Here is a 12294-nt window from a genome sequence, read left to right as displayed (position 1 = left end):
GGCGCCCGTCGCGGAGACCACCACGATGGCTACTGCCGTTCAGAAACTCACCCTCTCGCCCTCGCGCGATATCCCCTTCAACAAGCTGGTCCTCAGCCAGTCCAACGTCCGGCGCGTCAAATCCGGCGTCTCGGTCGAGGAATTGGCCGAGGACATCGCCCGTCGCGGCACGCTCCTCCAGAGCCTCAATGTCCGCCCGGTCCTCGATGCCGATGGCGGCGAGACCGGCATGTTCGAGGTGCCCGCCGGCGGTCGCCGCTATCAGGCCCTCGCACTGCTGGTGAAGCAGAAGCGCCTGACCAAGACCTCGCCGGTGCCCTGCGTCGTACGTGATCCCTCGACGCCCATTCTCGCCGAGGATGACAGCTTGGCCGAGAACACCCAGCGCGTCGCGCTTCATCCGCTCGATCAGTTCCGCGCATTCCTCGACATGCGGACCAAGGGCATGACCGAGGAGGAGATCGCCACCGCCTTCTTCACCACGGTCCAGATCGTGAAGCAGCGCCTGCGCCTCGCGGCGGTCTCGCCCGCGCTGTGCGGCATCTATGCCGAGGACGGCATGACCTTGGAGATGCTGATGGCGTTCACCGTCAACCCGGACCACGCCCGGCAAGAACAGGTCTGGGAGGCGATCCAGCATTCCTATAACCGCCAGCCTTGGCACATCCGCGAGCTTCTCACCGAAACCTCCATTCCCGCTTCCGACAAGCGGGCGCAGTTCGTCGGCGTCGAAGCCTATCAGGCGGCGGGCGGCGAAATTCTTCGCGACCTGTTCGAGACCGACGACGGTGGCTGGCTGCAGGAACCGGCGCTGCTCGACCGGCTGGTCTCCGACAAGCTGAAGGCGATCGCCGACGAGATCGCTGCCGAAGGTTGGAAGTGGATCACCATCGATACCGATCTGCCCTACGGCCACGACCACGGCCTTCGTGTCCTGATCGGTAGCCCCGTCGATCTCACCGACGACGAGCGTGCCGCCCGCGAAGCGTTGCGCGAGGAGTATGACCGGCTCGAAGGGGAATATTCGGAAGCCGACGAACTGCCCGATGAGATCGACCAACGCCTGGGCGAGATCGAAGCGGCGATCGAGGCGTTCGAGCAGCGCCCGGTCATCTACGATCGCGCCGAAATCACGCGCGCCGGGGTATTCGTCAGCATCGATCGCGACGGCGGGCTTGTCGTCCGTCGCGGCTATGTCCGGCCGGAGGACGAAGCGCCGATCGACGCCGAAGGCCAAGAGGTCGATGGCGTCTCCGATCCCGCCGGCGCCGACGCCGAAAATAGCGCCAACGTCCAGCGCGCCATTATCACCATCGGCGGCCAGTCGGCCGAGCCGGAGGAGGATGACGAGGAAGACGTCATCAAGCCGCTGCCCGAACGGCTCGTCACCGAGCTGACCGCGCACCGCACGCTCGCGCTGCGCGATGCGGTTGGCGCCAATCCGCAGGTCGCGCTCACGGCCCTGCTGCACAAGCTGGTGCGCGACACCTTTCAGCGCACCGGCACTGCCGGAGCCAGCCTGCAAGCGTCGGTCAATCACGTCTTCTTCCGCGAACAGGGCAAGGATCTTGCTGAAACGTCCTATGCCAGGTCGATCACCCAACGGCACGAGGACTGGAAGGTGGACCTGCCCGCCGACGAGGATGCGCTGTGGGACTGGCTGGCCGTGCTCGACGACGCCAGTCGCCTGGCGCTGCTCGCCCATTGCGTCAGCTATGGGATCAACGCCCTTTATGAACGGCCCAATCCGTTCAGTGGTAGCGGCGTCTCGCAATCGAGCCTCGATCGACGCATGGCCGAGGCGGATCGGCTGGCGCGCGCGACCGGACTCGACATGGTGGAGGTGGGCTTCCGCCCGACCGTCGAAAACTATCTCGGCCGCGTGACGAAGCCGCGCATCCTCGCTGCGGTACGCGAAGGTGCTGGCGAACGCGCCGCCCAGCTCATCGACCATCTGAAAAAGGCCGACATGGCGAAGGAGGCCGAACGCCTGCTCACCGATAGCGGCTGGCTGCCCGAACCGCTGCGCCTGGTCGAGCATGACGAGCCGGCGGCGAACGGCGAAGGCGAAGAGGCGCTGCCGGCCTTCCTCGCCGACGATGACGAACCGTCCGACGAAGAGGACGAGATTCCGCACGCCGTCGCCGCCGAATAGCGCACTGGCGCGGGACGGCATCAGCCGTTCCGCGCCTTCCTTCCCTATCCATCCATCAGCCCGGCCATCGCGCCGGGCATTTTCGTTTCAGGAGGCCGTCATGGCTGACTATTTCACCCATTTCTCGTGCCTGCTCGACGTCGGCACGCCCGACAAGGCCGCTCGCGCGCTCGACCTCTACAACAAGCTGTCCGAGGACGGCGCATCGGAGGAACCGCCCTCCGAAGGCTTCCTTCTGTCGATCCAGCCCGAGCATGGCGGCAGCCAGCTCTGGATGCGCGATGACATCACCGGCGATCCCGAACGGCTGATTCAGTTCGTGACGATTTGCGCCGCCGAGTTCGGGCTGACGGGCCGTTGGGGTTTCCAATACGCCAATACCTGCTCGCGCCCTCGGTTCGATGGGTTCGGTGGCGGCGCGCACGTCCTCGATCTCGCGACCGGCGAGACGATCGCCTGGACCAATACCGATGGCTGGCTCGCCGAAACGCTCTCTGGCGATGGAGAGCGGATATGAGCATCCCCGCCTATGCGCAAAGCAATTTCCAGACGCTGCTGCGAGCGGCAGCGGACGGCAATCTCGCGCTGATGGAGTGCCTCGACGCGCAGACGGGCTGCGCCCGCTACGTCATCTGCGCCATGGGACGCGACAATGGCGATTACGTCTTCACGCCGTTCGGCCATCTCGCCGACGGCAATCCCTACAACGCCTATTTGCCACCAGATCCCAGCGATCCAGACGGCTTCGTGCACCCCGACGCGCAGGGAGAGACGTCATGATAGACATCGACGCTATCTTCACGGTTGATCGTGAACGTCCGCCATACGAGCGGTCTCTGCCGTGGTCCGAAACCAGGGGCGACATCACCGTCGTCATCGAGCCCAAGCCCCATTGGGCCAGCGACATGCGCGCGTTCCGATCCGATGTTCGGGAATATTGCGCATATGCCGATTGGACCGCGCACGGCGAACGCGCCAGGTTCTTCGGCCACATCGACACTCATGGCGATGACCTGATCCGCAAAGCGCGCGCGGTTGTCGCCAGCGAGATCGCTGACGGACGTTGGAACTGATCCCTCAAAAGCGCCCCGCCGTATGGCTGGGGCGCTTTTGTCATGTTGGCCACGACCTGCCGAATGAGAGGCAGAGGGAGGCCGGGACGGGTTTGAGCTGGTGCGGTCGAGAGAGAGCGCTGCGCGGGCTCGATCCTGTCCCGCTCTCCTTAAGGCTTTCCCATGAACATGATGTCTGGATCGGCGGCACCCGTTGCCGCAACCCTTCCGCACGGCTCCGATCAGGGGGCTTCCGCCGCGATCTTCGCAGCGGCGAACCTGCTGCTGCCTCATCTCGAACGCGGCGAGCGCGTTGACGCCGTGACCTTGCGCGCGGCGATGGAAACCGCGTTCGGCGCGTCCGACGCGAGCGGCGCCTGGGACTGGAAGACGGCCTATGATGCCTGCGAGGCCGCGACCGTCCTCTTCCTCCGCAAATACGGAAAGGCGCTTTTCCGCAAAGCCGGTTCTCCGGCTGCACGGCTTGTCCCGCTGACGAAGATCGCCAGCCTTCTGCCGACACATACGCGGCGCTCTTCCGAAAGCCAGACCTTCCAGCAATTCTCGACGCCGATCCCGCTCGGCCTGGCCACGGCCCATGCCGCCAGCATCACGCTGGCCGACCGAGTGCTGGAGCCTTCGGCGGGCACCGGCCTCCTCGCCATCCTCACCGAGGTCGCGGGCGGTACGCTCGTTCTGAACGAACTGGCCGACACGCGCGCGGGCCTGCTCACCTCCCTCTTTCCGGCCGTCCCTGTCACCCGCTTCGACGCGGCCCAGATCGACGACCATCTCGATCCCGCCGTCGTGCCGACTGTGGTGCTGATGAACCCGCCGTTCTCGGTGATGGCCAATGTCGAGGGACGTGTGGCCGATGCCACGTTCCGGCATGTCGCCTCAGCGCTGGCGCGTCTCGCTCCCGGGGGCCGCCTGGTCGCAATCACCGGCGCCAGCTTTGCGCCCGACAATCCGGCCTGGGCTTCTGCGTTCGCCCGCTTGCAGGAGCGCGGGCGCGTCGTGTTCTCCGCCGCCGTCGACGGCGCGGTCTATGCCAAGCACGGCACGACCATCGACACACGACTGACCGTCATCGACAAGCTGCCCGCTGTCGATCCGGCCGCGTTCCCGGCTTCTCCCGGCGTCGCGCCGAACATCGCCACGCTCATGGGGTGGCTCAACGAGCATCTGCCCGCGCGGCTTCCCGTCGATCCCTCCGTCGCCATTCCCCAGGTCTCCACGCCGGCGCCCCGCAGCGTGCGCGGCTATCTCACTCGCGCCGTCAGCACCGTCCCGGCCGCGCCCATGAGCGAACCGGAGGGCTTGCCGCTCGCTTATGAGACGCTCGACTGGCAGGCCAGCGAAGCGGGCCGTCTTCCCGACGCCATCTATGAAGAATACGGATTGCAGGCGATCCGTATTTCTGGGTCTCAGGCGCATCCGACCAAGCTGGTGCAATCGGCCGCGATGGCCTCGGTCGCGCCACCGAAGCCGGGCTATCGGCCGCATCTTCCGGCCAACGTCCACGATCTGCTGTCCGACGCGCAGTTAGAGACCGTGATCTACGCCGGCGAGGCGCATGCCGATTACCTCGCCGGGTCGTGGACGGTGGACGCGACCTTCGATGTCGTCAGCGCCGCGCGCGAGGATGCGGCGAACGCCGTGCGTTTCCGGCGCGGCTTCATGATCGGCGACGGCACCGGCGTCGGCAAAGGCCGCCAGTCCGCCGCCATCATCCTCGACAACTGGCTTCAGGGTCGCCGTAAGGCGGTCTGGATCTCGAAGTCGGACAAGCTGATCGAGGACGCCCAGCGCGACTGGTCGGCCCTCGGCATGGAGCGCCTGCTGGTGACGCCGCTCTCGCGTTTCCCGCAAGGGCGTCCGGTCACGTTGCCGGAAGGCATCCTATTTACAACCTACGCCACGCTACGGTCCGACGACCGCGGCGAGAAGGTTTCGCGGGTCAAGCAGATCGTCGAATGGTTGGGCTCCGATTTCGATGGAGCGATCATTTTCGACGAGGCGCACGCAATGCAGAATGCCGGCGGCGGCAAGGGAGAACGCGGCGACGTCGCCGCCTCGCAGCAGGGCTGTGCGGGCCTGCGCCTCCAGCACGCGCTACCGAACGCCCGCATCGTCTATGTCTCCGCGACCGGCGCCACCACGGTCCACAATCTCGCCTACGCCCAGCGGCTCGGCCTCTGGGGCGGCGAGGACTTTCCATTCGGCACCCGCGCCGAATTCGTCGAGGCGATCGAGGCCGGCGGCGTCGCGGCGATGGAAGTCCTGGCCCGCGACCTGCGCACGCTCGGGCTCTACACCGCCCGCTCGCTTTCCTTTGACGGCGTGGAATATGAGCTGGTCGAGCACGCGCTGACGCCGGAACAGACGCGCATCTATGACGCCTATGCCGGCGCGTTCGCCATCATCCATAACAATCTCGACGCGGCGATGGAGGCGGCCAACATCACCGGCTCGTCCGGGACGTTGAACCGGCAGGCCAAGTCCGCCGCGCGTTCAGCCTTCGAGAGCGCCAAGCAGCGCTTCTTCGGCCATCTGCTCACGAGCATGAAGACGCCGACCCTGATCCGCTCGATCAGCCGCGATCTCGACGATGACCATGCCGCCGTCATCCAGATCGTCTCGACCGGCGAGGCGCTGATGGAGCGCAGGCTGGCGGAGCTGCCGACCGAGGAATGGAACGACGTCCGCGTGGACATCACGCCGCGCGAATATGTTCTGGATTACCTCGCCCATAGCTTCCCGGTGCAGCTCTACGAGCCGTTCACGGACAGCGAGGGCAACCTGTCGTCACGGCCCGTCACCCGTGATGGCCAACCCGTCGAAAGCCGCGAGGCAGTCGCGCGCCGCGACGAGCTGATCGCCAAGCTCGCCAGCCTGCCGCCTGTCCCCGGTGCGCTCGATCAGATCGTCCAGCACTTCGGGACCGACATGGTGGCAGAGGTGACGGGCCGCTCACGGCGCATCGTCCGCAAGGGCGACCGTCTCGCTGTCGAGAACCGCGCAGCATCCGCAAACCTCGCGGAGACGCAGGCATTCATGGACGACGCGAAGCGTGTCTTGATCTTCTCGGACGCGGGCGGGACGGGTCGCAGCTATCACGCTGAACTGTCGGCACGGAACACGCGGCTGCGCGTCCACTATCTGCTCGAACCGGGTTGGAAGGCCGATGCCGCCATCCAGGGCCTCGGCCGCACGCATCGGACGAACCAGGCGCAGCCGCCGCTGTTCCGCCCGATCGCGACCGACGTGAAAGCGGAGAAGCGCTTTCTGAGCACGATCGCCCGCCGCCTCGACACGCTGGGCGCGATCACGCGCGGCCAGCGCCAGACCGGAGGTCAGGGCCTGTTCCGGCCGGAGGACAATCTGGAAAGCACCTATGCCCGCGATGCGCTGCGTCAGCTCTATCTTCTGCTGGTGCGCGGCAAAGTCGAGGGCTGCTCGCTCGACCGTTTCGAGTCCGCCACCGGCCTGAAGCTGATGGACTCGAACGGCATCAAGGACGAGCTGCCGCCGATCACCACCTTCCTCAACCGGCTGCTGGCGCTCACCATCGAGCTTCAAGGCATCCTGTTCACCGCGTTCGAGCAATTGCTGAATGGGAAGATCGAGGGCGCCATCGCCAGCGGCACCTATGATGTCGGGCTGGAGACCCTGACGGCGGAGCGCTTCACCGTCACCGAGCGCCAGACCATCTACACCCATCCTGGCACCGGCGCGGAAACCCGGCTTCTGACGATCACGCAGCGCGAACGCAATCGTCCAGTGACGGTCGATGATGCCTTCGGCCATCTCGATGATCCACGCGCAAAGCTGCTCATCAACGAGCGATCGGGCCGGGCCGCCGTGCAGATCCCGACAACCAGCATCATGCTCGACGACGGCGAGATCGAGCGGCGCCTCCGGCTCATCCGGCCGATGGAGGCGCACAACTTACCCGTCAAGATGATGGGCGAGACCCATTGGATCGAAGCCGACCGGGATGCCTTCGCCTCGGCCTGGAGCGCCGAGGTCGCCGAGGTGCCGGCATTTGCCGACAGCACGATCCATGTCGTCACCGGCCTGTTGCTTCCGATCTGGAAGCGGCTGCCGAACGAGTCCACCCGCGTCTATCGGCTTCAGACCGACGAGGGCGAACGGATCGTCGGTCGCAAGGTCTCGCCCGCATGGGCAGCGAACGCGACCACGACCGGCGCATCCACGCTCACGCCCGATGCCGCGTTCATGGCGCTGATGGATGGTCGCACGATCCTCGATCTCGCCGAGGGCCTCCAGCTCCGTCGCTGCCGTGTCATGGGCGCCAACCGCATCGAACTGTCGGGCTTCACCGACACGATGCGCGAACGCTTGACCGCTTATGGCCTGTTCCACGAGATCATCTCGTGGAAGCTGCGCATGTTCGTGCCCACCGATGGCAACGGCGCGGTGGTGCTGGAGCGCGTGCTGGGCTGCTGGCCGGTCGAGCGCATCGGCGAGCGGGAGGCAGCGTGATGGCCCGTCATGATGCTTCCGAACTGGCGAACCGCCTCGGCCGGGAGGCCGAGGCGGTGTGTCGCGAATATCTGACGTCGGGCCATCGCGCCGGAAATTACTGGCTGGTGGGCGATACGCAGAACAATCCCGGCCGCTCGCTCTACGTCCGCCTCAAGGGCACCGCCAGGGGCGCGGCCGGCAAATGGACGGACGCGGCGACCGGCGAGCATGGCGACCTGCTCGACATCATCCGCGAGACGCAGGGCCTGATCGACTTCAAGGACGTGGCCGAGGAAGCACGCCGTTTTCTGTCGCTCCCACATCCCGAGCTGGAAAGCACGAGGATACCGAACGGCAGGGCGTCCCGCAGCGTTGGTTCGCCCGAAGCGGCGCGTCGGCTGTTCGCCATGTCTCAGCCGATCTGCGGCACCCTTGCGGCAACTTATCTCGGCGGTCGGGCGATCACGTCACTCTCCGGCGCGACCGCGCTGCGCTACCATCCGCGGTGCTACTATCGGCCCGACGAGCATTCGCCCACCGAGATCTGGCCGGCGATCGTCGCGTCCGTCACCAACCTTGCCGGACGGCAGACCGGCGCGCATCGCACCTGGCTCGCTCCGGATGGTTCGGGCAAGGCGCCAGTCGACACACCGCGACGGGCGATGGGCGACCTTCTCGGGCACGGCGTCCGCTTCGGAATCGCCGGCGAGGTGCTGGCGGCTGGCGAAGGGATCGAGACCGTGCTGTCGGCGCGCATGGGGCTGCCCCGGATGCCGATGCTGGCGGCGCTCTCGGCCGCACACCTCGCTGCCATCCTGTTCCCGCTGACACTGCGCAGGCTCTACGTCCTTCGTGATCGCGACCCGGCCGGGGATGGGGCAAGAGATAGCCTGATCGCCAGAGCGCAGAGCGTCGGGATCGAAGCGGTATCTGTGTCGCCGGTCGATGGAGACTTCAACGACGATCTGCGCTGGCGCGGCATCGACACCCTGCGGGCGACCTTGCGGGATCAGCTTCGTCCTGAGGATATCAGCCGCTTCATGGAAGCGTGAGGACATGATCGGTGGGGGATGAGGTACGGCCCGGCACATCTTCACCTCCCATGTTCATCCATCATCGTGGGCAACCTTTGGCGTCGGAGAGTCCCGCACCCACGGCCTTCTGAGAGGGCGATCGGCCCACAAGCGGCCCGTCCCGGCAATGGCTGCGGCCAACGATTTTCCGCCGCGCGGCCAGGGCCGCGCTTTGCATCGCGAAGCAAAATCGCCGGCCTCCGCCATCCTGCGCTGACGCTCCGGTCCTTCGCTTCGCTGCGTATGCAGGTCCGTTCCGCCCGTAGGCTTCCGATGCCTGCGAAGGCCGCGATGGGCGCGGTCTCCAGACCAAGGACGCTCCCGATGACGAACGAACTCGACGATGCAGGTTTCGAGCCGCTCCACACCTCATCCCCCACCGATCATGTCCTCCACGAACTCCAGCTCTATGGCTGGCGCCCGTTTCAGGACGAACCCGATCCAAGGCCGCTGCCCGAAGGCAACATGGTCGTCGCCGCCGTCGCGGACATCTTCGACGCCCTCATCGCCACACTTGGCGACACCCGCCTCGAACCCGACCTTGACGATCTGCTCTGGGGGACCGTCAATCTCTTCCACCGCGCCGTCGACCGGGTGGAGCGCGAACTGGACGACAATGAGCTGGGGCAGCGCCGCCTTCAGCGGGAACAGGATGGCAGCGAGGTGAAGTCGGTCGAGCTGGAGCGCCTTACATCAGAGGGGCAGACCCTTCTCGAGCGGCGCGACAGCATGGAATTGTTCCGCGATCTCTCCGCCGACGCCTTCGAGCGCCACACCGGCTCACCCTGGCGGCAGCGCACCGGCTCCAAGGTCAACCATCGCCATCTGACCTCGGCGATGATCGACAGCCGCGATTTCCTCGCCGCGAAGCGCCGAGCCGAGACTCAGGTGATGGTGCCCGCCGGCCCAAAGGTTGCCGTCACCGGCGGCGCGGACTTCAACGACCATCGCCTGATCTGGGCGAAGCTCGATCAGATCCATGCCAAGCACGCCGACATGGTGCTGTTGCACGGCGGCACGCCGAAAGGCGCAGAACTGATCGCCTCCCGCTGGGCCGACACGCGCAAGGTGCCGCAGATCGCCTTCAAGCCCGACTGGACGAAGCATGGCAAGGCCGCGCCCTTCAAGCGCAACGATGCCATGCTCGATGTCCTGCCGGTCGGCGTCCTCGTATTCCCCGGCACCGGGATTCAGGAGAACCTCGGCGACAAGGCCCGCAAGCTTGGCATCCCCGTCATGAAGTTCGACGGCGGCGCGTAATGCGCCGCCGCTCGGCGATTGTTCCTGTCGCTATTACTTGACGGAAGCTCCCTATCGGGATCACATAAAGCGTCCTTGGAGAACCGGCGAAGCAACATAGTCGCAGGCGGAGCGTATCTTCCGGCAGCCTGTCGTGATCCTCAACCGTTTGCACGGAGGTTTTCATGACGCTGATCTTGCTCGCCATCTCGCTGACCATCGCGCTCTGCGTGCTCGCCTATAACTTCGCGATCTACGCCTTGCCCTTCATGGTCGGATTGACTGCGTTCCAATATGCTTATGGAGCGCACGCCGGATTCCTCATGTCTGGTCTTGCGGCCATCGGCACCGCGCTTGCCTCGATCGCCCTGGTCATCGTCGTCGTCGGCTTCGCGAAAAATCCGGCACTGCGCCTTGTCGCGCTGGCGATCTTCGCCATCCCTGCCGCGATCGCCGGTTATGCACTCGTCCACGGCATCACCAAGAACATGATCGACTCGGGCCTTGCCCTCAACCTGCTGTGCGGTGCCGGTGGCGTGTTCATCGGCATCGCGGCGATGCTCAATCTCAATGCGCTGGGATCGGCCGTTCTTTCGCGCTAAGGGGTCGGCCGCGATGCGCCGCTCCCAGGAGACTTCCCGTGACGGCCGACACCACCACGCCTCCGACATCCCGTTCAAACGAGATTGAGCGTTTCAGGGACGGGCTCGCCAGTCCGTCCGATCCGCGTCGCCCGGTTCTGTAAGCGGCCACTTGGCGCCAAATTCCGCGGCCATAGCGAGCACGCCCGCATGGTCGGCCTGTCCCCCACATCGGCGTGGAGAGAGCCGCGAGCACCTTCATCCCGGCAAAGACGGCACTGTGTGCCCGAAGCCCGGTAACAATTCCGTTCTCGTCCCAATCTGCCGTTCCGGCCGGGGCGTATGAGGGGCGACAAAGATGGTGTGGGTGGTGCGCCGCCGTCGTGGGTGGAGCCTGATCGGACGCTCTTGCCGGCAAGGACGATGGTTCGACTCTGCGTGATCTTCCGGCTCTCGAAAGGCGCTAATCCCTCCGATTGACTGATCCCCTAAGCCCGTTCGGTTTCCACCAGCAACCCCCGCGGCTCCGAACCGTGTTGGCGCTGCGCGCCTGCCCGCACCACTTCGGGCCTTAGGGGTCGAACTGCCGCCAAGGCGTCAGTGCAGGAGTCTCCCGCCGGTCTTGGCCGGGTCTCATCGGAAGGGATTGGCCCCTCCGAGAAGCAACGGAGACTCACCATGCAGAACATCGTCATTCTCGCCGGCAACATCGGCCAGGCCCCCGAAACCCGCACCACCAACGGCGGCACCACGATCACGCACTTCACGCTCGCCACCTCGCGTCCCCGCTACTCGGAAGGCAAGGTTGTTCGGGACGAGAAGGGCTACCGGGTCCAGGACACCGAATGGCACCGCATCACCGCCTTCAACGGGCTCGGCAAGACGATCGAGCAATATTGCGAGACGGGGATGAAGGTTCTGGTTCGCGGCCGCATCCACTACACGAAATGGACCGACCAGCAGGGCGTCGACCGCTACGGCTGCGAGATCATCGCCGAGACAGTGGATTTCCTGAGCCGGGCGAAGCAGGCCCAGAACGACGGCAACAACACCGTCGATGACGACGACATCCCGTTCTGAACGGGAGACCGGAAGCCCGGCGGCGAAAGCCGCCGGGATTTTCCATGTTCGCGGCGGATCGCGGCCGCCAGGAGCTCCCTTTTCCGCCCCTGAGAAGTCGAAGCTCCCATCCGGTTCAAGCGAGGAACCGCAGGCTCCATCCCCATCATATTCGGGCGTGCGCACTCTGCGGCGTTCCCCCGCACGGCGACATCGCAATCATTATGGCGGCGCAGGGCTGTGGCAGCGGGCAATGCGTGGGTTTCCGCTCCGGTCAGCGGGCACCACCCCGCTCTTTGAGGCTGACCTTGGTTTCAATCCCGGCCTCATGGGGTCAACCCTCAAGGGGTCCGCTACGCGAAGCGTGCGGTCAGATCGGTTTCGCCTCTCTGATGACCCCGGCCAGGAACGAAACACGTCGGGCGCCTGTCGAGCGGGGATGGTCCCCGCCTCCAGACAGGAGCCGGAAAAATGTCCCTCGCAGATGCCCACGCCTTCGCCTTCAGCCTGGCCGCCACCCTGATGGTCACGATCATCATCTACCGCGCCGGCGACGGCACAATGAGCGTCATGCCCGCCGCCGAATATGATGGAGATGCTGAGACCATCGTCGGCGAAATCGATCCCTTCGCCTGAACCGGATG

Annotated in this window: 10 protein-coding genes; all 10 read left to right on the top strand. The window is 65.7% G+C overall.

Translation table 11 applies throughout. The features are described from left to right. The first annotated feature begins 25 nt into the window (after positions 1-25). The 10 genes from FJW06_RS17600 to FJW06_RS30175 all read left to right on the top strand — a co-directional run bounded on the left by FJW06_RS17600 (position 26) and on the right by FJW06_RS30175 (position 12286). Positions 26-2155 carry a ParB/RepB/Spo0J family partition protein gene (locus tag FJW06_RS17600; RefSeq protein ID WP_140753494.1) on the top strand — a complete coding sequence of 710 codons (2130 nt, stop codon included), beginning with the start codon at positions 26-28 and terminating at the stop codon, positions 2153-2155. Positions 2156-2255: 100 nt separating this feature from the next. Further along, entirely contained in the window at positions 2256-2672 is a 417-nt protein-coding gene (locus tag FJW06_RS17595; RefSeq protein WP_140753493.1) for a hypothetical protein, read from the top strand. Continuing rightward, a complete protein-coding gene (locus FJW06_RS17590; RefSeq protein ID WP_140753492.1) occupies positions 2669-2935 on the top strand; it encodes a DUF6117 family protein in 267 nt (88 codons plus the stop codon). Before FJW06_RS17595 ends, FJW06_RS17590 begins: the two co-directional genes overlap by 4 nt. Next, positions 2932-3228 (top strand): hypothetical protein, encoded by a 297-nt coding sequence (locus FJW06_RS17585; protein WP_140753491.1) that lies wholly within the window; start codon positions 2932-2934, stop codon positions 3226-3228. Before FJW06_RS17590 ends, FJW06_RS17585 begins: the two co-directional genes overlap by 4 nt. A gap of 162 nt (positions 3229-3390) precedes the next feature. Continuing rightward, positions 3391-7716, top strand: a complete 4326-nt coding sequence (locus tag FJW06_RS17580; RefSeq protein WP_140753490.1) for a strawberry notch family protein — start codon at positions 3391-3393, stop codon at positions 7714-7716. Then, complete coding sequence (locus FJW06_RS17575) at positions 7716-8750, top strand: toprim domain-containing protein (protein ID WP_140753489.1); 1035 nt, start codon at positions 7716-7718, stop codon at positions 8748-8750. Before FJW06_RS17580 ends, FJW06_RS17575 begins: the two co-directional genes overlap by 1 nt. 345 nt (positions 8751-9095) lie before the next feature. Further along, on the top strand, positions 9096-10031 hold the full coding sequence (locus FJW06_RS17570; protein ID WP_140753488.1) for a DUF2493 domain-containing protein: 936 nt from the start codon (positions 9096-9098) through the stop codon (positions 10029-10031). A gap of 164 nt (positions 10032-10195) precedes the next feature. Continuing rightward, positions 10196-10612 carry a hypothetical protein gene (locus FJW06_RS17565; protein WP_140753487.1) on the top strand — a complete coding sequence of 139 codons (417 nt, stop codon included), beginning with the start codon at positions 10196-10198 and terminating at the stop codon, positions 10610-10612. A gap of 657 nt (positions 10613-11269) precedes the next feature. Further along, positions 11270-11671, top strand: a complete 402-nt coding sequence (locus FJW06_RS17560; RefSeq protein ID WP_140753486.1) for a single-stranded DNA-binding protein — start codon at positions 11270-11272, stop codon at positions 11669-11671. A gap of 450 nt (positions 11672-12121) precedes the next feature. Further along, positions 12122-12286 (top strand): hypothetical protein, encoded by a 165-nt coding sequence (locus FJW06_RS30175; RefSeq protein WP_181178387.1) that lies wholly within the window; start codon positions 12122-12124, stop codon positions 12284-12286. Positions 12287-12294: the final 8 nt, after the last annotated feature.

Source organism: Mesorhizobium sp. B4-1-3 (genome assembly GCF_006439355.1).
Classification (GTDB): Bacteria; Pseudomonadota; Alphaproteobacteria; order Rhizobiales; family Rhizobiaceae; genus Mesorhizobium.
The sequence above is the reverse complement of the archived record's forward strand: the minus strand, read 5'-3'. Positions and strand labels throughout refer to the sequence as shown.